The organism is Pseudoalteromonas sp. S1610 (genome assembly GCF_005887465.1).
Classification (GTDB): Bacteria; Pseudomonadota; Gammaproteobacteria; order Enterobacterales; family Alteromonadaceae; genus Pseudoalteromonas; species Pseudoalteromonas undina.
The window spans coordinates 1-21,952 of sequence record NZ_PNDI01000046.1 but is presented as its reverse complement, the minus strand read 5'-3'; the positions used below and the strand labels follow the sequence as shown (position 1 = coordinate 21,952).

22 protein-coding genes are annotated in these 21,952 nt (G+C 40.3%); 16 read left to right on the top strand and 6 right to left on the bottom strand.

Annotation, left to right across the window (positions count from 1 at the left end; translation table 11 throughout):
* The 3 genes from CWB77_RS14450 to CWB77_RS14440 are packed head-to-tail and all read left to right on the top strand — an operon-like array spanning position 1 to position 3,210.
* Positions 1-2,364 carry an ABC transporter permease gene (locus tag CWB77_RS14450; RefSeq protein ID WP_138623330.1) on the top strand — a complete coding sequence of 788 codons (2,364 nt, stop codon included), beginning with the start codon at positions 1-3 and terminating at the stop codon, positions 2,362-2,364.
* Between the two features lie 8 nt (positions 2,365-2,372).
* Complete coding sequence (locus tag CWB77_RS14445) at positions 2,373-2,822, top strand: hypothetical protein (RefSeq protein WP_248529003.1); 450 nt, start codon at positions 2,373-2,375, stop codon at positions 2,820-2,822.
* Position 2,823: 1 nt separating this feature from the next.
* Positions 2,824-3,210: a glutaredoxin domain-containing protein gene (locus tag CWB77_RS14440; RefSeq protein WP_171043279.1), complete on the top strand. Its 387-nt coding sequence runs from the start codon at positions 2,824-2,826 to the stop codon at positions 3,208-3,210.
* 422 nt (positions 3,211-3,632) lie between these two features.
* Here CWB77_RS14440 and CWB77_RS14435 read toward each other — a convergent pair whose 3' ends face one another.
* From CWB77_RS14435 to CWB77_RS14425, 3 genes are read right to left on the bottom strand one after another with little or no spacing between them, the layout of a single operon-like run.
* Positions 3,633-4,820, bottom strand: coding sequence for a vWA domain-containing protein (locus CWB77_RS14435; protein WP_138623326.1), 1,188 nt, complete (start codon positions 4,818-4,820; stop codon positions 3,633-3,635).
* Position 4,821: 1 nt separating this feature from the next.
* Positions 4,822-5,670 carry an AAA family ATPase gene (locus tag CWB77_RS14430; RefSeq protein WP_138623324.1) on the bottom strand — a complete coding sequence of 283 codons (849 nt, stop codon included), beginning with the start codon at positions 5,668-5,670 and terminating at the stop codon, positions 4,822-4,824.
* Between the two features lie 54 nt (positions 5,671-5,724).
* On the bottom strand, positions 5,725-5,949 hold the full coding sequence (locus CWB77_RS14425; RefSeq protein WP_008110327.1) for a DUF1653 domain-containing protein: 225 nt from the start codon (positions 5,947-5,949) through the stop codon (positions 5,725-5,727).
* A gap of 61 nt (positions 5,950-6,010) precedes the next feature.
* Here CWB77_RS14425 and CWB77_RS14420 point away from each other — a divergent pair, with 61 nt between their 5' ends.
* From CWB77_RS14420 to rpoS, 11 genes are all read left to right on the top strand, one after another.
* Positions 6,011-6,490, top strand: a complete 480-nt coding sequence (locus CWB77_RS14420) for a DUF2947 domain-containing protein (protein WP_008464232.1) — start codon at positions 6,011-6,013, stop codon at positions 6,488-6,490.
* A 75-nt stretch (positions 6,491-6,565) separates the two neighbouring features.
* Positions 6,566-7,198: a hypothetical protein gene (locus CWB77_RS14415; RefSeq protein ID WP_008464230.1), complete on the top strand. Its 633-nt coding sequence runs from the start codon at positions 6,566-6,568 to the stop codon at positions 7,196-7,198.
* Between the two features lie 34 nt (positions 7,199-7,232).
* Entirely contained in the window at positions 7,233-7,520 is a 288-nt protein-coding gene (gene ftsB / locus CWB77_RS14410; protein ID WP_008110330.1) for a cell division protein FtsB, read from the top strand.
* Positions 7,510-8,211 carry a 2-C-methyl-D-erythritol 4-phosphate cytidylyltransferase gene (gene ispD / locus CWB77_RS14405; RefSeq protein ID WP_138623322.1) on the top strand — a complete coding sequence of 234 codons (702 nt, stop codon included), beginning with the start codon at positions 7,510-7,512 and terminating at the stop codon, positions 8,209-8,211. Before ftsB ends, ispD begins: the two co-directional genes overlap by 11 nt.
* Positions 8,208-8,690 (top strand): 2-C-methyl-D-erythritol 2,4-cyclodiphosphate synthase, encoded by a 483-nt coding sequence (gene ispF / locus CWB77_RS14400; protein ID WP_008464226.1) that lies wholly within the window; start codon positions 8,208-8,210, stop codon positions 8,688-8,690. Before ispD ends, ispF begins: the two co-directional genes overlap by 4 nt.
* A complete protein-coding gene (gene truD / locus CWB77_RS14395) occupies positions 8,687-9,736 on the top strand; it encodes a tRNA pseudouridine(13) synthase TruD (protein ID WP_010387747.1) in 1,050 nt (349 codons plus the stop codon). The genes ispF and truD overlap by 4 nt, the downstream gene beginning before the upstream one ends.
* Positions 9,717-10,481, top strand: coding sequence for a 5'/3'-nucleotidase SurE (surE, locus tag CWB77_RS14390; RefSeq protein ID WP_054201786.1), 765 nt, complete (start codon positions 9,717-9,719; stop codon positions 10,479-10,481). Before truD ends, surE begins: the two co-directional genes overlap by 20 nt.
* On the top strand, positions 10,471-11,109 hold the full coding sequence (locus tag CWB77_RS14385; protein ID WP_010387750.1) for a protein-L-isoaspartate(D-aspartate) O-methyltransferase: 639 nt from the start codon (positions 10,471-10,473) through the stop codon (positions 11,107-11,109). Before surE ends, CWB77_RS14385 begins: the two co-directional genes overlap by 11 nt.
* Positions 11,110-11,118: 9 nt before the next feature.
* Complete coding sequence (locus tag CWB77_RS14380) at positions 11,119-11,697, top strand: YqaA family protein (RefSeq protein WP_109874227.1); 579 nt, start codon at positions 11,119-11,121, stop codon at positions 11,695-11,697.
* A gap of 41 nt (positions 11,698-11,738) precedes the next feature.
* Positions 11,739-12,563: a peptidoglycan DD-metalloendopeptidase family protein gene (locus CWB77_RS14375; RefSeq protein ID WP_138570854.1), complete on the top strand. Its 825-nt coding sequence runs from the start codon at positions 11,739-11,741 to the stop codon at positions 12,561-12,563.
* A gap of 117 nt (positions 12,564-12,680) precedes the next feature.
* Entirely contained in the window at positions 12,681-13,652 is a 972-nt protein-coding gene (gene rpoS / locus CWB77_RS14370; RefSeq protein WP_054201960.1) for an RNA polymerase sigma factor RpoS, read from the top strand.
* Positions 13,653-13,707: 55 nt separating this feature from the next.
* On the opposite strand, the gene mutS is transcribed toward rpoS, so the two are convergent.
* Positions 13,708-16,293 carry a DNA mismatch repair protein MutS gene (mutS, locus tag CWB77_RS14365; RefSeq protein WP_138623320.1) on the bottom strand — a complete coding sequence of 862 codons (2,586 nt, stop codon included), beginning with the start codon at positions 16,291-16,293 and terminating at the stop codon, positions 13,708-13,710.
* A gap of 21 nt (positions 16,294-16,314) precedes the next feature.
* Here mutS and CWB77_RS14360 point away from each other — a divergent pair, with 21 nt between their 5' ends.
* Positions 16,315-16,803: a CinA family protein gene (locus tag CWB77_RS14360; RefSeq protein WP_138623318.1), complete on the top strand. Its 489-nt coding sequence runs from the start codon at positions 16,315-16,317 to the stop codon at positions 16,801-16,803.
* A 68-nt stretch (positions 16,804-16,871) separates the two neighbouring features.
* On the top strand, positions 16,872-17,915 hold the full coding sequence (gene recA, locus CWB77_RS14355; RefSeq protein ID WP_058155138.1) for a recombinase RecA: 1,044 nt from the start codon (positions 16,872-16,874) through the stop codon (positions 17,913-17,915).
* Positions 17,916-18,023: 108 nt separating this feature from the next.
* On the opposite strand, the gene CWB77_RS14350 is transcribed toward recA, so the two are convergent.
* Together CWB77_RS14350 and CWB77_RS14345 are read right to left on the bottom strand one after the other, a co-directional pair.
* Complete coding sequence (locus CWB77_RS14350; RefSeq protein ID WP_171040294.1) at positions 18,024-20,144, bottom strand: TonB-dependent siderophore receptor; 2,121 nt, start codon at positions 20,142-20,144, stop codon at positions 18,024-18,026.
* A 202-nt stretch (positions 20,145-20,346) separates the two neighbouring features.
* Positions 20,347-21,516 carry a DcaP family trimeric outer membrane transporter gene (locus CWB77_RS14345; protein ID WP_109874233.1) on the bottom strand — a complete coding sequence of 390 codons (1,170 nt, stop codon included), beginning with the start codon at positions 21,514-21,516 and terminating at the stop codon, positions 20,347-20,349.
* Between the last annotated feature and the right edge of the window lie 436 nt (positions 21,517-21,952).

Here is a 21,952-nt window from a genome sequence, read left to right as displayed (position 1 = left end):
ATGGAAAAATTATTCATAGACTTCACTTTCAACTGGTTGAAATATCAGTTTCTATCTTGGAAGATGCTTTTAAGTGGTGTGCTATTAATTGTACCAATAAGCTTAATTTTAAATCTAAAAGCTATAGAAACACATTTTTTATCAATAGATTTTACTTCCATTAAAAATACTGAGGTTATTAAGCAAATATCGATATTTGACAATTCAAGTAACTCTCCTGTTGATAAGTTTATATTTGATGAGATACATGCTCGATATCCGTATTTAGTGGGAATGTTTGAAAGAACACTAGAGCTATCAGCAAAAAAAGTGATTGCGGGACCAGATCAAGATGTAACAGTAAGCTTTGCATCAAGTACGTTAACTAAATTAGATATAGACACACATTTAGGATCACTCCAAGCCTTTGGCTTAGCAACAACAGGTGCCAACCCAATTGCTGCTGTTAGTTTTAATTATTGGAAAAATAATTTAAACAGTGATCCTTCCATCGTTAATCAACAGATTATAGTTAATGGTAAAAGCGCAAAAGTGATCGCGGTACTAAATAAAGGTTTTATTTCCTTGAGGCGCGATAGTTCTACCGACTTATTATTACCTTATCACCAACTTAGTGAATTTGTTCCTAGCGAGCAAGCACTTACACCAGATACTTTCTCATATTTGATTGGTGATGTTGGTAACGTAAACGATTTTATAGCTAGATTAGATAAACATTTAAAAGAAGAGCTATTTGTTTTTGATAATACAAATCTAGTTCTTAGTAATTCCATTGGAGTTATACCTGATAAATTCCAAAGAATATCTAGAAGGGTTGATTTATTAAGTATCTTATTTAGTGTTTTACTAATCTTTAGTTTGGTGTCATTTTCTGCTTTTTATACCACACAGTGCATCAACAAAAAAAAAGAGATTGCTATTCGTAAGTTATGTGGTGCAAATGAAAAGCATATAATTATGCAAAACTATATTGAAGTAGTCTTGCTTGCTTGCTACTTACTTATTATGCTAATAATTTTTACACCCTTAACAAATAAACTAGCTTTTTTAATTGTGCCTACAATTGATACTTTTAATGCCAAAAATAACGTTATTGTGTTAGTGCTTCTGCTACTAGGCTTTATTACTCTTTTGCTAGGGTTAAACTATTTACAAGACAAAACTACGATAACTCACACGGGTCGTGGCAGCAGTGCATCTTTAAGCGAAAAGGTACAAGTGTTTACGCTGCTTTCATTCTTAATCAGTTTGGCTATGTTGAGTATTTATATCAGTTATTTAATTATTTACAGCCAGTTAAACTTGAATAATCACAATATAGGTTTTAAACATAAAGATATCTCAATCGCTACATTTGATTTTCCCTCTACACCAAAAAATAGTTTTATGGCAGATGATTCAGCACAGCAACTAATACTGCAACTCAGTGCATTGCCATACTTAGATTCAGTTGCATTGACTAATGTACCCCCATTAAGTGAGCGCAGCGCATTTAGTCACTGGTATACAGTATCGGGTCAACCGATAACGTCCAGTAAGAATTCACAGACTTCCAATCATAGAGTAAGCCCTAATTACTTTAATACAATTGGTACTCGCATAATTATAGGGGAGAGTCTGAATTGGGGGGAATATACCAATATAGTAATTAATAAAGCTTTATGGGAACGCTACTTTAGAGAAGAAGAGCTAGGGCAAGCCTACCTACTTGCAGGCTTTGGTGAGAAAAAAGTAAAGTATAAAGTGGTTGGTGTTGTTGAAAATATTCACATAAAAGGAAGTGATACACCTGTTCAGCCTACCATTTATACACTGATTAGCGTTATAACCGGCTTTGAAAGTATTGTCCTTAAATACGATAAGTTAGCGGCAATTAATATTGTACAAGAAATGAAGGCAATCACTTACAAAATAAGCCCTTACCTAAAAAATTTAACTATTGTAGAGTTGTCTAAGCTGGTCAAAAAAGAAAACCAGCCTAGGGTTGCAATTCTGATTGTAACGATAACTTGCTCGTTGGTCTTGATATTCAGTGCTTTATTATATTGTATTTATAGTATCAAGCAACTTGCTAGTAAGTCTGCGACTGAAATTGCTTTAAAAAGAGCGATTGGTGCTCGTACTAAAGTAATTATATGGTCACTATGTAAGTATTTTCTATTTATTTTTTTAATTACTCACTTTATTGTTTTAACGGTTTATTATGTAAGCATAGATAGATTGAAACCATTTCTTTTTGGTGTTGATTTAATTAATGTAATTGTAATTATTACGGTTCACCTAGTCACTTTATCATTAGTAATAATGGTATTTGTTTTAGAAACTAAAAAGATAATAAATACATCTTGGAATAGTCTTAGTTAAGGAAAATGATGAAATATTTACACCCTCTAATATTTTTGAGCTTATTCTTTGTAGCTGATGTGGTTGCAAAAAATTATGAGTTTACCCATCGTCAAATTGTAGCTAGCTCTATAGATAATTCAGCCCCACAGTTGTTTTTATTTAATAATCAAGGCGAGCTTATTCATTATTCAAACAGCTACTTACCAAATATTTTATCTATTTTTAGAAAAAAGGTGGTATTGACAGACAGTGAGCAGATAAAGCAAGATTTATTTGACCTGTTAAGCGAGCAGGTTGATTTTACGGAACATCAGTACACTTTGTTTTATACTTCAATTGAAGAAGCCGTTGGCCCATGTAAGCCATGTCGGCAACAAGAAGAAAAAATAGCTTTGTTAGAGACCAAACTTTCAAAAGAAAAATTATTAATTCACAGTATCACTATTATTAATGAAGTTTATGAGGTACAGGATTAATATGAAAATAAAAGATCTTTTATCTTATTTGCTAGTCATCATATTAGCAATTTTGGCTACACATTTTTTTATTCATGAGGCAACAGTTGGGGGCAATAAAAATGATTCACTTCAAACAAATTGGCATAAAAATCCTACTGACCAATTAACCTTATACTCAGCAAAATGGTGCAAGGCTTGCCAAGCAACGAAGAAATACTTTAAAGAGAAAAACATTCAGTACACAAATATAGATATTGAATTAAGTCCCGATAAAAATATTTTTCTCAAAGATAATAACATAAACTCCATACCGGTTATTACATATAACAATCAGACTATAATAGGCTTTGATAAAGTTAGTATTGAAAAGCTTTTATCAGAGCAAAAAGTTAAATATATTGATTAATGTTATATTTCACTAATACTGAATATAAGTTTGATGTGTCAGTAGCTAATCATTTAGTGCTTAAGCTGGTATGGCTAGTAGTCTGTTGCTTCTGTGTATGCGGCAGTTGAATTCGTCGGCTGTAATAGTGGCTAATCAAAAGCTGAAGTGAAAGAGGTTATCGTGTAAAGGTAAGAATGAGATCTATCGAATAACCTTATAATCAAGAGTTTTTTAATTAAGTAATGTGGCTTTGTAAGACCATGCTGCATTAAGCCCTGTAAGGTGCAAAGCATACAATGAGTAGACTGAAATCGATCAGAACTTTACAAGTTTACCTCTAAGATAAGAACAATAATTGAATTAATAATTTAGAAAGTTCAAAGCAACGCTTTGAACTTTTGGAAGTTATTGTAAACCTCATATGACTCTAATGTTTTATATTAACTAAGCTCTTTTATTGCTCTACTTATCCCATCTAAACTCAGCGCATACATGCGGTTGTTCATTAGCTGCTTTATAAAGTCAATTGATTGATAATACGGCCAGTGTTCAACGGGTTGTGGGTTGAGCCACGCGACTTTATCAAAGTGATTGGTGATTCGGTTTAACCATGCACTGCCGGGTTCTTCATTCCAATGCTCTACTGAGCCGCCAGGGTAGGCAATTTCATATGGGCCCATAGTGGCATCACCGACAAATATAACTTTGTAGTCGCTGGTAAACTTGTTGATGAGTGTCATGGTGTCAATAACGTTTGAGTGGCGGCGCTGGTTATCTTGCCATACGTGTTCGTATAAACAGTTATGGAAGTAGTAAAACTCTAAATGTTTAAACTCACTGTGGGCGGCGCTAAATAACTCTTCACAGGTATGAATGTAGTCATCCATTGAACCGCCAATATCAAACAGCATCAATACTTTTACCGCGTTGTGGCGCTCGGGGGCCATTTTTACATCGAGCATGCCGCCTTGTTTGGCGGTCGCGCGTATGGTTTCGTTTAAATCAAGGGTGTCACTTGCGCCAGTACGAGCAAATTTGCGTAGTTTTTTAAGTGCCAGCTTTATGGTACGAGAGCCAATTTCACGGTCGGAATCTAAGTTTTTGTATTCGCGCTTATCCCACACTTTTACTGCTTGGCGATTACGGTTGCCGTCTTGACCAATACGCACACCCTCAGGGTTATAGCCGTATGCACCAAAAGGCGAGGTGCCGCCTGTACCTACCCACTTATTGCCGCCAGCGTGGCGTTTTTGCTGTTCTTCTAGGCGCTCTTTTAGGGTTTTCATTAGCTCGTCGAGCCCGCCCATGGCTTTTAGTTGGGCTTTTTCTTCATCACTTAGGTGCTTTTCAAACTCTTTACGCAACCAATCTTCAGGTAAGTTGTGTTGCTGTTTTAAGCTCTCGAGTAGGTCTAAGTCGGCAATACCGCTAAAGTAATCGCTAAAGGCTTTATCGAACCGGTCAAAATGGGTTTCGTCTTTTACCATAATAGTGCGCGCTAAATGATAAAACCCGTCTACATCAGCAAATATAACGCCTTGTTTTAAAGCGTTAATTAAATCGAGTAGCTCTCTCAGGCTCACGGGTAAGCGGTATTCTCGTAATTTGAAGAAAAACTGTACCAACATGTTAGCGACGGCTCATAAACGCAAGCTTTTCGATTAGGCTTATGTCTTGCTCGTTTTTAAGCAGCGCACCAAACATCGGCATTAAACCGCCTTTTTGCGCTTTGTCGTGCAGGATTTTTGCGTCTATATCTTCAGCCATTAATAGTTTTAACCAATCCAGTAACTCGCTGGTGGATGGCTTCTTTTTAAGGCCATTGGCTTCGCGTAAGTTAAAAAATACTTCTAGCGCTTGGCGAACTAAATCTTGTTTAACATGCGGGTAGTGCACATCAATAATTTGCTGCATTTCGTCGCTATTTGGAAAATCAATATAATGGAAAAAACAGCGACGTAAAAACGCATCAGGCAGCTCTTTTTCATTGTTTGATGTGATGATCACAATAGGGCGCTCTTTAGCCACAATGCGCTCACCGGTCTCGTATACATGAAATTCCATTTTATCGAGTTCGAGCAGTAAATCGTTTGGAAACTCAATATCGGCTTTGTCTATTTCGTCAATAAGCAGTACTGGGCGTTTGCCGTTTAATTCAGCGTATATGAAGGCTTGCCACAGCTTACCTTTAACTATGTAGTTGCTAATATTGTGAACGCGCTCATCACCTAGCTGGCTGTCGCGCAAACGCGATACCGCATCGTACTCGTACAAACCTTGCTGCGCTTTAGTGGTTGATTTTATATGCCACTGAATAAGCTCAGTATCTAAACTTTTCGCTAATTCCTCGGCCAGCATGGTTTTACCTGTGCCAGGCTCGCCTTTAATTAAAAGCGGTTTTTGCAGCATAATAGCGGCGTTTACTGCCTGTTTTAATGCTGAGCTTGCGATGTAATTATCAGTAGAATTAAATTGCACGGGTTATCCTTTATCTGGTCTGAGCAGTAATTATTATGCGTTATAATGCCATAGTTAATCGGCTTCACCAAGGTAGGCAAAACGGGCGATAGTTTTACCGTCTTTTTCTACGGTTTCAGTAAACATACTTAGTGGGCGTGCCCATATGCCGTATTCACCGTATAAGGCTTGGTAAATAACCAATTGCTCGTTGGTTTCGCTGTGGGTCGCCACATGCATAACTTTATATTGTGGGCCTTTGTAGTGTTGATATAAACCCAGTTTTAGTGCTGTAGTCATAGTCTGTTATCTTGTATAATTTGCCTTCGCTTTTTATTATGCCAAAGAATACAGCAATACTATGAATTATATTTCTCTTGATGATTACAAAAAAGCCTGGGTATTTCGCCACAAAGATATTCCGGTTTCAGATATTGATGCAGCCAATATTAAACCTATGACCAGCGAGCGTGCCGCCGTACTATGGACAACCATGGTGAGTCGCGAACATGATCATCCAGACTTTTTTGATAAAACCGATTGGTGCGCGCAAGAGCAAAACTTTAGCCAAGAAATTAATTGGGAAGATGCGTGGGAAAGCGAAGAACCCCAATTTCCAGATGCTATTTTGAACCACTTAGATTGGCAGGCTAATACCACAGTGTATTTTTGCATGGCACGCGACAATATTATCGAAACGACATTTGATGTGTTTAAACGTAACTGGCAAAACTTTATGTTTTTGGCTGATGGCAGCTTATTAATAGGTAAAAAGCGAAGTACTATGGTGCAATTTTTAGAATCAGGTATCGCAAAATTAGGTGAAAAGCCAAGCGCTTAAATTACTACAAGTGCTTAAAAACTGTGCATTACTGTGTTATAAAACAGTATTAAAATGTTTTTTTGAGTACAGCGATTGGTTGCTAAAAATAAGCAGTTTAACACAAGCCAGCAAGTTGAAATGTGGCAAACTGATGCACAAAAAGTGCTTTACGCACAATTATGCAATGCTTTTTATCAGCGTGAAGTTCAGCGCTTAGTGGCTGAACCTAATGGTGACCGTTTACGCAGGCAATTAAAAAGCCTGCCTTATTATATTGAACGTGCCGCAACACGTGTAGCTAATGCACCATTGCCTTTTACGCTTGATGCGCAAAATGGAGGCTGGCTTGAAAAACAAAAACCTACACCGCCAGAGGCTAATCCTGCAGCGAATGAACTTTTTTATCAAGCGCATGCCAAAGTAGGGCTAATAATTCCGGTATTATTACAAAGTCACGGTCAAATTCGGGTTAGAATAGATAGCATTGATCAAGTAGCTGATACGCAACTGCATTGTAATGAACTTGGTTGGTTTGATTTTTTAGGCCAAGGACTTGAGCAACAAAGTGCGCAATTGCTTAAACCCAGTAAAACGAGCCTTGCAGCGGCGTGTTGTGGCCACCAGTGGCAGTTTTCAAAGCGCAGCACACCACGGGTTTTGTCATTACGGGAAATGTTACTTGCTGCCAATATTAATTGGCGCAATGTTAAGCGGCCGTTAGCATAAGTAGATAATTAAAAATTAAAATAAGGAGTGTTTAATGCGATTTTTTCAATTTGGCTTGTTGTGCTTAGCACTTTTTATCCAGTATCGCCTTTGGTTTGGTCATAATGGGGTGCAAGACTATACCCGTTTAAAAAATGCGGTGGCATCGCATCAACAAACTAACGAAAAACTAATAAAGCGTAATAAAGTATTAAAAGCGGATATAGAAGATTTAAAGCTCGGCCACGAAGGCATTGAAGAGCGTGCCCGCAACGAATTAGGAATGATTAAACCGGACGAAACCTTTATTCGTGTTTTACCGGCTCAACACCATGACAAATAAACAAACTATTGCTGCTATTGTTCCTGCCGCAGGTGTTGGCAGTCGAATGCAACACACAACACCAAAGCAATATATTTCCTTAGCAGGGAAAACCATTCTAGAGCATACGCTCGCTAAGTTATCGCAGTTACCGCAGTTAAATTCTGTAGTGGTGGCACTGAGCGAAACCGACCCCTACTTTGACGACCTTACGCTAGCTGACCCTCGCATTGTGCGTGCTATTGGCGGTAAAGAGCGCGCAGATTCAGTGTTAAACAGTTTATTATTTTTAGCCGCTAACCCACCTACTTGGGTTTTGGTGCATGACGCTGCAAGACCTTTAGTGGATATTGCTGATATAGAGCGCTTGATAGCACAGTGTATGCAGGATGATGAAGGCGGCATTTTAGCCAGTAAAGTAAAAGATACTATAAAACGGGGGCAAAGCCATGCGCAGCAAACAGTGCCTCGTGATGATTTATGGCAAGCGCTTACCCCGCAACTGTTTAAATACGACGAGCTTAAAACGGCATTGCAAAGTGCGCTTAACAGCGGCGTTACCATTACTGATGAAGCCAGTGCAATGGAGTGGGCAAATAAGCCGGTAAAGCTGGTAGCAGGGCGTAGTGATAATATTAAAATCACCACCCCAGAAGATTTAGATTTAGCAGGCTTTTTACTGCAAAAACAAAATAATGAGAGTGCAAAATGATACGAATAGGCCATGGTTTTGACGTACATAAATTTGGAGGCCAAGGGCCTTTAACTATCTGCGGCGAAAAAATTGATTATCCACAAGGCTTTTTAGCACACTCAGATGGTGATGTAGCTATTCATGCCTTATGTGACGCTATTTTAGGATCATTAGCGCTGGGCGATATTGGTAAGCACTTTCCGGATACGGCCAGTGAATATGAAAATATTGATAGCCGTATTTTACTTCGCCATGTAGTGAACCTAGCCAAGCAACAAGGTTATGTATTGGGCAATGCGGATGTCACTATTGTGGCACAAGCACCAAAAATGCTGCCGCACATTCAAGCGATGCGTGGCAACCTTGCCAGTGATTTAAATGCCGAGCTTTCTCAGGTAAATGTAAAAGCTACCACTACCGAAAAACTCGGTTTTGAGGGGCGTAAAGAAGGCATTTCCAGCCATGCCGTGGTCATTATGAGCAAACAAAACGCATGAGCGAATTAAATTATTTATATGGCGCGCCGCTTTCCAAAGCCGACTTTAAAACCACCGCAGAAGACTTTATGGTTGATGAGGATCTCGGTATAGAGTTTACCGGCAGTGGTGAACACGTGTGTTTGCAAGTGGTTAAAAAGGGTGAAAACACCCAATATGTTGCCAAGCTTATTGCACAAAAAGCGGGTGTATCGCCACGTGATGTAAGTTATGCCGGTATGAAAGACCGCCATGGAGTATGCTCGCAGTGGTTTAGCGTAAAAGTACCGATTAAAAAGCATATTGATTTTACTGAGCTGAACAGTGAAAGCGTGTTTGTGGTATCGCAGCAGCGCCATGAGCGAAAATTGCGCACTGGTTGCCATAAAGGAAATAGATTTACTATTACCTTGCGCAATGTAACCGAGCCGCTTGATATTTTATGCCGTATAAACGCGGTACGCGCAGGTGTGCCTAATTATTTTGGTGAACAGCGCTTTGGTCGTGATGGGCACAACCTAGTGATGGCCGAAAAAATGTTTGCCGGTGAGCGTATTCGCGATAAAAAGCTGCGAGGCATTATTATTTCTGCTGCGCGTTCACATGTGTTTAATCAAATTGTTAGTTTACGCGTGGCTGAGCATGGCCTTGCTAAAACCATGCACCGCGAAGTATTTATGCTCAGTGGCAGTAATGCATTTTTTGAAGATGCGATAAGTGATGAAAATATTGCACGGCTTGCCTCTGGCGATATTATGATGTCGGCGCCCATGGTGGGCAAAAGTGAAAAAGGCTTAACCGAACAAGAAAAAACATGGTTGGCACCGTATCAAGCATGGTGTGATGGCTTAGGGGATTTAGGGCTTAAAAACGAGCGTAGAATGCTGCGTTTAATACCCCAAGAGCTAAGCATAGAAACACTTGATGAACGCACATTAAAACTCAGCTTTGGTTTACCCAAAGGCTGTTTTGCAACGGCTTTACTGCGCGAACTGGTTAATTATACTGATGCCAGCCCTCGCGAGCGAAAAGAAAAGGATACCGCAGATGAAGATTCTATTAAGTAATGATGATGGTGTTAATGCCAAAGGTATTGCTGTTTTATATCAAGCATTAATACAAATCGCTGAGGTAACGCTGGTTGCTCCAGATAGAAATTGTAGTGGTGCTAGTAATTCACTAACGCTAATGAACCCGCTGCGTGCCACAACGCTCGACAACGGCTTTATGTCGGTAAACGGTACACCCACTGATTGTGTGCACTTAGGTGTTAATCAATTAGTGGATGAAAAACCCGATTTGGTTGTTGCCGGTATCAATCATGGCGGTAATTTAGGCGACGATACACTTTACTCTGGTACAGTTGCTGCGGCGACTGAAGGTCGTCATTTGGGCTTACCAGCAATTGCGGTATCTTTGTGCTCTCATCATGGTGAGCATTTTGAAACAGCGGCCGCCGTTACTGTAAATATTATTAAAGGGCTTGCTTCACATCCGCTGCCGAAAGATCAGATCATTAATATTAATGTTCCCGATATTCCGCTCTCTGAGCTCAAAGGCGTTCAGGTAACTCGTTTAGGGGCTCGTCACAAAGCAGAAACCATGACCAAACAAACCGATCCATGGGGGCGCGATATTTTTTGGTATGGATCGCTAGGGCTTGAAAGCGACGCAGGTGAAGGCACTGACTTTTATGCGGTTAATAATGGCTATGCATCAGTGACCCCGTTAAGCGTTGATATGACTGCCAAAGACAGTATTAAAGCCGTGGGAGAGTGGTTAGCCGAGTTGGAGATTAATCGTGCTGGCTAATTATACTCGCAGTGCACAAGCGCTTTCAGACTTATTACAGCGAGATGGCGTAGAAGATAAAGAGGTTTTAAAAGCAATAGCGCAAATTCCTCGGCATATTTTTATTGATGATGTACTCAAACACAAAGCGTATCAAAATACCGCGCTACCTATAGGGCAAGGGCAAACTATTTCTCAGCCTTATATTGTTGCGCGCATGACCGAGCTAATGCGATTAGCCGGTGTTCAACATAAGGTGTTAGAAATAGGCACCGGGTCGGGCTATCAAACTGCGGTTTTAGCTAAAACCTTTGATAAGGTATATTCGGTAGAGCGTATTAAAGCTTTGCAATGGCAAGCTAAACGCCGATTACACCAGCTCGATTTGTACAATGTCACCATGAAACATGGCGATGGTTGGCAAGGCTGGCAGTCACAAGCGCCATTTGATGGCATTATCGTGACCGCTGCGGCAACCACCATTCCCCCCGAGTTACTCGCACAACTTGCAGATGGAGGCGTATTACTGGCCCCTATTGGTGAGGCAGAACAAAATTTAACCATGGTTATTCGCCAAGGCGATAGCTTTACAGAGCATGTAATTGCGCCAGTAAGATTTGTACCTTTAGTCCCTGGTGATATTGAATAGGAATTCATTTTGAAGTTGTTTACCAAGTTATACGATATGGCGCTAGTGTGGGCTAAACACCGCCACGCAGAACGTTATTTAGCAGGAATGAGCTTTGCCGAATCGGTTTTTTTCCCGGTCCCGCCCGATGTAATGTTAGCGCCGATGTCGCTAGCGCAACCAAGTAAGGCATGGCGATTTGCAAGCTTTGCTACGGTTGCGTCTGTGCTTGGCGGCGTGCTGGGTTACTTACTTGGATTTTGGTTGTTTGAACCGGTTGTAGAGCCCTTTATTGCGCAAATGCAATGGCAAGATAAATTTAATACGGCGCTTGCATGGTTCAAAAATTACGGTGTTTGGGTGGTATTTATAGCGGGGTTTTCGCCTATTCCTTATAAAGTATTTACCATTGGCGCTGGTGTATTACAAATGGCGTTTTTACCTTTTATTATTGCCTCAGGTATTGGGCGTGGCGCGCGTTTCTTTTTAGTATCTGCTTTAATGAAATGGGGCGGAGTTAAAATGGAACAAAAATTACGCCAATATATTGAAGTACTTGGCTGGGCAGTGGTTGCTTTAATTGCTGTTGCGTACCTATTGTTGCGATAATCGCCATAATATAATGATATTAAAACAGAGGGCAAAACACATTGAATAAACAAATACGCTGTTATGTTGCTTTATTTATTAGTGTTTTGCTTTGTGCATGCTCGTCTCGCCATGTTCCCGCTCCTGTAAGTAGTTTAAATAATAATATTAATGACTATCCTTCACGGATTAATATTAACGGTGGTAAGTACACGGTACAAAAAGGCGATACACTTTATTCGATTGCTTTTAGTGCTGGAAAAGATTTCAGAGAACTTGCAAAAAATAATTCAATTCCATCACCTTACACTATTGTTCCTGGTCAGGTTGTATCCCTTTTAGAACCAAGTAGGTCAAGGGTTACACAAAAAAAGTATAAAAAGAAAGCTGTTAAAAAGCCATCCCATTTACAAAAAAGTAACAGAAAATTAAAGAAAGAGCTTGATAAGCCGAAAAAACGTAGGTATGTTCAAAAACAAGCTAACCAAAAAATTAGTCAGTCTCAAGGTTCTTCAACTAAAAAGTTGAGTTGGTTTTGGCCTGCTAAAGGTAAAATAACAAAACGCTTTTCTAACAAGGAAAATGGTTATAAAGGCCTACAGATTGCTAATAGAAAGGGTACTGCCGTACTCGCCGCTGCAAAAGGAACAGTAGTTTACGCGGGTAGTGCACTTAGAGGTTACGGTAATTTAATTATATTGAAACATAATGATGATTACCTAAGTGCTTATGCACATAACTCAACGTTACTTGTGAAAGAAAAGCAAATAGTGAAGGCGGGACAAAAAATAGCAGAAATTGGTAATTCAGAGTCTTCAGTAACGGCACTTCGTTTTGAAATTCGTTATCGAGGAAAAGCTGTTAACCCTGCTAAGTACCTACCCTGAACTGAAGGTGTTGATTGACTGTTCTGGAGAAGGCTCATGGCTAATACAGCAAAAGCTAATAAAACGACTACAGACCTTAATCATAAAGTTATTGATAGCTTGCTCAGGAGAAGTCTTATGGCTGATGTAGCAAAAGCTGAGAAAACCCCCACTGATGATAAGTTTGACGACTCTAAAATAGAGGAGACAACGAAGTTACTTGATGACGTGGAAGATGAAGATGTATTTGTAAAAGAAGAAGTCACTAAAAACCTCGACGCCACCCAATTATACTTAGGCGAGATTGGTTTTTCCCCTCTATTAAGTGCAGAAGAAGAAGTGTTTTTTGCACGAAAATCGCTTAAAGGCTGCGAAGCCTCCCGAAAACGCATGATCGAAAGTAACTTACGCTTAGTTGTGAAAATTGCGCGTAGGTACAACAATCGTGGGCTTGCTCTACTTGATTTAATTGAAGAAGGTAATCTAGGGCTGATCCGAGCTGTTGAAAAGTTTGATCCTGAACGTGGTTTTCGATTTTCTACTTATGCCACATGGTGGATACGCCAAACCATTGAACGGGCAATAATGAATCAAACCCGTACAATTCGTTTGCCTATTCATGTTGTTAAAGAGCTTAACGTTTATTTACGTACAGCACGTGAGCTAACTCAAAAGCTTGATCATGAGCCAACCGCAGAAGAAATTGCAGAAAGCTTAGACAGACCGGTCGAAGATGTAACAAAAATGCTTCGCCTAAACGAAAAAATAGCGTCTGTAGATATGCCTATTGGTGGCGAAAATGACAGTGCATTGTTAGATGTGATTGCCGACGAAAAAAATGTAGGTCCTGAAGGTGAAGTGCAAAACAATGATATGAATACGCATATTATTGACTGGTTAGGTGAATTGAACCCTAAGCAGCGCGAAGTACTGGCACGCCGGTTTGGTTTACTCGGTTATGAGCCTTCAACACTTGAAGATGTGGGCCGTGAAATTGGGTTAACCCGTGAGCGAGTTCGCCAAATACAGGTTGAGGCGCTACGTCGGTTAAAAGATATCTTGCAGCAAGAAGGATTAAGTACCGAAAGCTTATTTGAACAGTTCGCTTAATCTAAACACACAAAAAAATGAATACAGCCCGACTCTTTAGTCGGGCTGTTTGCGTTTAAAGCAGTGCTTTTAATTTATAAAGCAGTTCATGCGCCTGACGCGGAGATAGGTTATCAGGGTCTATTGCGCTCATTTGTTGCTCAAGCTCATTAGGCTGAATTATTTGCGGTTCACTATCAAACGGTAAAACCTGTTGCTCTGTGGTGACTGTTGTGACACTTTGATGATTTTCAAGCAAGCTTAGCTTTTGTTTTGCTTGGGCAATAACCGCTTTAGGTACGCCAGCCAGAGCTGCCACTTGCAAACCAAAACTTTTACTTGCGGCACCATCTAATACCGTGTGCATAAAGGCAATGGTATCGTTGTGTTCAATGGCATCTAAGTGCACATTAACCAATCCAGGTGTTTGTTCTGCAAGCTCTGTGAGTTCAAAGTAATGGGTTGCGAACAGAGTTTTAGCTGCTATTTTTGAAGCAAGATGATCAGCTGTCGCGTATGCCAGTGATAAACCATCGTAAGTACTGGTTCCTCGGCCTATTTCATCCATTAATACTAATGATTGTGCGGTGGCATTATTTAAAATTGCCGCAGTTTCTGTCATTTCAACCATAAAAGTAGAGCGCCCAGATGCTAAGTCGTCACTGGCACCAATGCGGGTAAATATTCTATCGATATTACCAATTTTAGCGCTATCGGCAGGAACGTAACAGCCAATATGCGCCATGAGTACTATCAGTGCTGTTTGGCGCATGTAGGTAGATTTACCGCCCATGTTAGGGCCAGTAATTATCAGCATTTTACGTTGGCTATTGAGTTCTACAGGGTTGGCAATAAACGGGTCTTTCATTACTTGCTCAACCACAGGGTGGCGGCCTTGTTTGATGCTGATATTATCGTTATCGCAAAGCTCAGGCTTGGCATAATTTAGCGTTTGGGCACGCTCTGCTAAATTGTTAAGTACATCTAAATCGGCAATGACCGAGGCCATTATTTGTAGCTGCTCAATATGCGGCGCTATAAATTCAAATAACTGTTCGTATAGCTGCTTTTCAAGTGCCAGCGCTTTTGATTGGCTGCCGAGGACTTTATCTTCATGTTCTTTAAGTTCTGGAATTATATAACGTTCGTTATTTTTTAACGTTTGACGACGAATATAATCTGCAGGCACTAAGTGCGAGTTGGCGCGGCTCACCTCAATAAAAAAGCCATGCACTCTGTTATAACCAATTTTAAGTGTACTAATACCCGTGCGTTCACGTTCGCGCTGCTCTAGCTGTTCAAGCACATCGGTGGCACCTTGGCTTAAATTACGCCACTCATCAAGTTCGCTGTTATACCCTGGCGCAATAACACCGCCATCACGAATTAACACTGGTGGGTTATCAATCACTGCACGCTCAAGTAATGCTTGTAGCTCAGGAAGTTCTTTAGAATGCGTAATTATATGCGAAATACGCGCATCTGTGGCATCGTTTAATAAGCTATGCAGCGGCGCCAATGCTTGAAGCGCACTGCGAAGCCGTGTTAAATCACGTGGGCGAGCGGTATGTAATGCCAAGCGAGCAATTACACGTTCTATATCACCAATATCTCTGAGAGCGTCATGCAGCTCACTGCATAATTGCACATCTAAAATAGCACTAATGGCATTTAGACGAGAATTTAACTCGTCTTTATTACGAATAGGAGTATGAATACGGCGCTTAAGTAATCGTGAGCCCATAGCTGTGGCTGTTTTATCAAGCACTTGGGCAAGGGTATTTTCAAAGCCACCTGATAGATTAACGGTAAGCTCAAGGTTTTTGCGAGTTGGCGCATCTAAAATTACCGCGTGTTCATTATGCTCAAGGGTAATTGCACGAATGTGCGGTAATGCAATACGTTGGGTATCTTTTACGTATTGCATTAAACAGCCTGCCGCTACCAAGGCGCTATGCGCTTTGTCGACGCCAAAACCGACTAAATCTTTGGTGCCAAACTGCTCGCACAGTAAGTGTTGCGCGGTATCAAGATCAAACTCCCAATCAGGGCGACGACGCGCTCCCTTAATATGTTCAATTAAATGAGTGTTTTCAAAGTGTTCACTATATAGTAATTCAGCAGGCGCTAAGCGTTGTAGGGTTGAGCTAAATGCTTCATCGGTACTAACTTCAACAACATTGAAGCGCCCAGAGTTGATATCAAGATACGCAACACCGTATTGACCTTTTTTATTTTGCCAAACACTGGTTAGTAAGTTGTCTTGGCGCTCTTGTAGTAAGGCTTCGTCAGAAATAGTACCTGGGGTTACAATACGCACTACTTTGCGTTCAACAGGGCCTTTGCTGGTGGCAGGGTCACCCACTTGTTCACAAATAGCCACCGACTCGCCCATTTGTACTAAGCGGGCTAAGTAGTTTTCTACCGCATGATAAGGCACGCCCGCCATAGGAATAGGATCGCCCCCTGCTTTGCCACGGTGTGTTTGTGAAATATCAAGCAACTGCGCGGCGCGTTTTGCGTCATCAAAAAAGAGTTCGTAAAAATCCCCCATCCGATAAAACAATAAAATATCGCGATGCTCTGATTTTATTTTTAGATACTGCTGCATCATAGGGGTTTGTTGTTTTATAGTGTGCGGTGCATAAAGATCAAACGACATGTATTTACCCAAAGGCTGAATATGGAATTACATCAAGAGATTAAGACACTTGCTGCGCAATTAGGCGCTATTTTAACGGATAAACGCTTATGGATCACTACCGCTGAATCATGTACTGGTGGTGGAGTGAGTTATTCGCTTACCGATACCCCAGGAAGCTCTGCATATATTGGTCGTGCATTTGTTACTTATAGCAATAACGCAAAGCATGAATTACTCAATGTGAAGCATGATACCCTCGAGCAATTTGGCGCAGTGAGCGAACAAACAGTTATTGAGATGGCAGCAGGTGCCTGCAAGGCAGCCAGTGCTGACATTGCCATTGCTATTTCAGGGATTGCAGGGCCCGGTGGCGCTACTGAGGACAAACCGGTAGGGCTAGTGTGGTTTGGGCTACAAATTAACGGTAAACACTGGACGTTTGAACAAGTATTTAATGGTGATAGGGCGCAAGTTAGGCTGCAAGCCATTGTATTTTCTTTAAAAACTATAATAGAGAAGATAAAATAATAAAATTAGCTTGATACTGTGATTTCATACAGTATACTTGTGTGCATTAGCTGGATTTGGAGAAGAAAATGAACGATAACAAACAAAAAGCGTTGGACGCAGCTTTATCACAAATTGAACGTCAATTTGGTAAAGGTTCAATCATGAAATTGGGTGACAATAAGGCGTTAAACATTGACGCTGTATCAACAGGCTCGCTAGGTATTGATATTGCTTTAGGCATAGGCGGCTTGCCAATGGGGCGTATTGTTGAAGTATATGGCCCAGAGTCATCAGGTAAAACAACGCTAACATTACAAGTTATCGCACAAGCTCAAAAAGAAGGTAAAACGTGTGCCTTTGTTGATGCTGAGCATGCTCTTGATCCAGTTTACGCACAAAAGTTAGGCGTTAATATTGATGAGTTACTGGTATCTCAACCAGATACGGGTGAACAAGCACTGGAAATTTGTGACATGTTAGTGCGCTCAAGCGCGGTTGATGTAGTGATTGTCGATTCTGTTGCTGCATTAACACCTAAAGCTGAGATTGAAGGCGACATGGGTGATTCACACATGGGTCTACAAGCACGTTTAATGTCACAAGCACTACGTAAGCTTACAGGTAACATTAAGCGCTCAAACACGCTATGTATTTTCATTAACCAAATCCGTATGAAAATTGGTGTAATGTTTGGTAATCCTGAAACAACAACTGGTGGTAATGCCCTGAAATTTTACGCCTCTGTACGTATTGATATTCGTCGTATTGGTTCAGTAAAAGAAGGTGATGAAGTTGTTGGTAATGAAACGCGTGTTAAAGTTGTGAAGAACAAAGTAGCACCGCCGTTCAAACAAGCTGAATTTATCATTATGTATGGCGAAGGTATTTCTAAGCAGGGTGAGCTGATTGATTTAGGTGTTAAGCACAAAATTGTTGAAAAAGCGGGTGCTTGGTACAGTTACAATGGCAACAAAGTTGGCCAAGGTAAGTCTAATTCGATTAAGTTTCTTAAAGAAAACCCTGAAATTGCAGATGAAATTGAAGGTAAATTACGTGAAATGCTATTGCTAAAAGCAACGGTTGAGCCAGAAGATGGCGAAGACGTATTAGGTGATGAAGGCGACCTTTAAGCCCATTTGTTTTAAAGCTTGATTTGACCCGAGCTTAAAAAAAGCGCTAACCATTAGGTTAGCGCTTTTTTATTGTTTGTTATAAAGTGACTTAAAGCCTAGTTAGCTTTATAGCTGCCAGTTAACTGACAATGAGTAGTTACGGGGTGCCCCGTAGTAACCTTGCTCCCAATAAAGGCTGTTTATGTACTTTTCATCAGTACTGTTATTAACATTAAAGGTAACACCGACGTTTTGAGTAATTTCGTAGGTGGCCATTAAATCTAATAAGCCATAAGCATCTTGTTTTGTAGTTGCCAATGCGTTGCCTGCTGGATCTTTCACTTGCACACGGCTAATAGAATCTTGCCAGCGGTAATTAGCACCTAAGGTTAAACCATCAATAAATGGCACTTGATAAGTGGCTGCCATTTTTAATTGGTTTTCTGGGGTGTAATCTTTAACGAGTTCATCACCATCAATACTTAAATTACTAAAGCTGATGCTGGCACTTAAATCATCAGTTAAGCGACCGCTTAATTCAATTTCGAAACCATCACTGTTAATACCATCTGCAGCGTAATAACGCGTATCGCTTGGAAGGGAGCCCGGAAGTGCAACAGCAAGTCCATCTTGCTTAGCATCAAAATAGGCCAGTGTTACAAATACTTGCTCATCTAAAAGTTGTGCTTTTAAACCAACTTCAGCACTTTTACCAATAACCGGAGCCAGTTGCTCAGCGTTAATGTCTAACTCTTTTTGTGGCACAAACGTTTCGGTGTAGCTAGCATACGCTGATAACGACTCAGTAAAATCGTACACAGTACCAATGTAAGGAATAACCTCTGAGTCATCGCGGGTTTGCACTACACTATAAGCAGTACCTTTAGTTTCCCAATCGGTATAGCGTACGCCTGCCAAAATGCTTAATGGTTCTGCTAGTTTTATACGAGTTGAAACATAGGCCGATCTTTGTGTATTTTGTACATCACTGCCGTTAGGTTTATCAACCAGCGTTGCTTCTGGTGCTATCCCATCCCAAGTCGCTAAATCAGGCATCGCAGGGAAACCATTTCCTGTGCTGTAGTCATAAAGCGATTGGTCATTAAAGTCCATGTTTGCTTGGCTAATGCCGAATGATAAGTCGTGCTCTAAAGAAAATAGCTCAAACTTACCGCTGGCATATAAATCAAACAAATCTTGGGTGTCTTTGTAATCATAACGACTCGCATAGCCGGTTAAACCTAAACCAGTTTCTTTATCTGGGGTACCATATACATAAAATAACTCAGAATTTTGTTCATTTTTTATATGGGCATAACGGGCTTTAGCAACCCAAGTCGCTGATAAGTTTTGCTCAAGTGTTACATAGATACGTTCAGCGCTATTATCCCAATACGACCAATCTGCAGCTGTACTAGTTGACTCATCATAATCAGTTGGTGAACCATCAGTGTAATAAAGCGGTAACGCGCCCCATAGAGGGCTATCGGCATCTTTTTGCTGGTTTACATAGTTAATGCTTAGTAGTGTATCGTCAGTTAGCTTACCCTCATAGGCAAGGTAGGCAATGGTCTTATCGGTTTCGTAACGGTCTAGGTACGACTCTTTATCTTGCTTAGTAAATACAGCACGAACAGCGTGTTCATCGTTAATCGGTGCGGAAACATCAATATCTACACGTTTGTTATTCCACGAACCATAAGAAGCCGATGCATTAGCTTGCGTTGTGTAGGTTGGCTTTTTTAGCACCATATTAATAGTCGCAGATGGGTTACCTGCACCGGTCATCATGCCATTGGCACCACGTACAATTTCAACGCGATCATAAATTGCAGTGTCTAGTGTACCTTGAATTGAACCGGAATTTTGCGGTGTCCCTAAGCCATCAATTAAAAAGTTAGTTATTTCAAAACCACGCGCTTTAAAGTAAGTACGGTCAGTTTCTATTTGCTCTACTGTTACGCCAGGTGTGCTTTCTAATACTGCGTTAATATCATCAAGTGAAAAATCATCCATCAGCGCGCGTGAAACAACAGAAATAGACTGTGGGGTCTCTTTAATTGTTAGACCTAGCTTAGTCGCAGACTGTGCTTCTTCGGTGATATAGTTTTTATGATGTTGCCCATAAACGGCTATTTTTTCTAGAGGCAGGTTGTCTTGCGTGTCGTTTGCAACAGCATATCCAGATAAAACCAGTGAAGTAAGTAGACTTAGTTTAAATGCAGAGTTTTTATGTTTGTGCAGCATCTTGTTTCCCATAAGATTAAATTTGGTTGGTAATTTAATCTAAATGAGATTGATTTGCAATTACGTTTGCGCGGTATTTTACACGTCTTTGACATTTTTTAAGTAAAGCGCATGGATTTGGTTAACTTGAGCTCTGGTTAAAAACAAAAAAAGCGGCCGAAGCCGCTCAGGAAGTAAATCAGTATTTTAATTGGTTAGGAAATTAAAACGCATACTTTACAGAAAATTGTAAACGATCTAGGTCGCCATCTACGCCACTTTCAAGCTCTCGTTCTGCATGTTTAAATTCCGCACCAAAGGTTAGACGTTTAACCGGTGAGTATAAAATATTTGCACTGTAGCTTTGGCTTGATTCTGTAGGATCGCCATACATTGCAAGTAGGTTTTCATCGTTATCAGCAGATAAGAACGAATATAGGAAAGTAGAGCGCCACTGGCTATTCCACTTATGTTGATATGCAATAAAACCTGATGTTGAATCAATCGCATCTAGGTCATCACCATTGAGAACCGCACCACGAGCTACGTTTAGACCAACATAACGACCTAGTCCTTTACCTTGGGTAAGCATAAATTTTAGATTGTCTTCACCAAGTTTCACCATACCCGATGCACTAACACCAAATGAGGTTTCATCGGCATCAACACCACCTACTTTGTAGGTCAGTTGACGAGCAAGGGCTGCTACTACAAAGTTACCCCAATCCGCTTTGTGAGTATAGCGTGCGGTAAAGTCAGGTAATGAGGCATCATCAGTCACTGCCATACCACCACCTGCTGTAGTAATTGTGCTTTCTGGATTTTCTAAAGAGAAAGACCATGCACCTGTAGTGTATTTAATTTGAGATTGACGAACGAACACTGTGCCTTCTGCTGGGCCAACAAAATCAAGCGCTTCTGGTAATGCACCAACGTTTTGAAAGTTTGACCATGTTTGACCAAATAACCAACCATCGTATGAAATAAATGCATGGCGAATACGCGGAGAATATGAATTAGACACACGCTCGTTGCCACCTGGGGCAGACGCTAAAAAGTCTAGTTCTATTTTAGTTTTAACCGTTTTACCGTTATCTAGTAAGGTAGCAGTTCCAAAATTGAAACGTGACTCACGAGCGTGCATATCAAATACTGCGTCTGAACTATCATCGCTACCAACTGTTAATGTACTTGGTACATAAAAGTCACGGCCAACACTGCTGCCTGCAGGAGCGCCTGCTGAATAGTCACTCCACATTGCGTCGAGTTTAATGTATCCACCATAGGTGAATTCTGTATCACCTATTTTTGCAGCTGTAGCAGCATAAGCTGTGCTAGAAAGTGCACATAGTACAGCAGTCGCTGCCAGTGTTTTAATTGGAGTAAATTTCATTGTTGCGTCCTTTTATAGGCTACTTGTTGTATGTTGTTTGCTTATGATATGCATTAATGTGTGTTACTTATATAGTACTAACAGATTGAATTTAATTATCTTTAATTTAATTTGTTAGTAAATACGAGTTATTAATAAACAATCAAGGTTTTTATATATTTAAGCTACTGTTGTATATGTACACAATTTACTCAATCAACTATTAGTCTATTAGACTAAGGTTTAATACTTATTGAAGGCTCATATACTTTTATTTAATAGTATGTTTTTTATGTAAATAAGGTGTAGCCAAGAGGAGTATAGATAAGATATTGGGGTCTGTTGACCTTTGCGGATTAAAATTTGTTCAAACTAGGGGCGATTAAATCACGGCGCGAGGTTTGTAACCTAGTGGGCTAAGTAAAAACCGAGCAACAAAGAGTAAATCGCCCCTAGG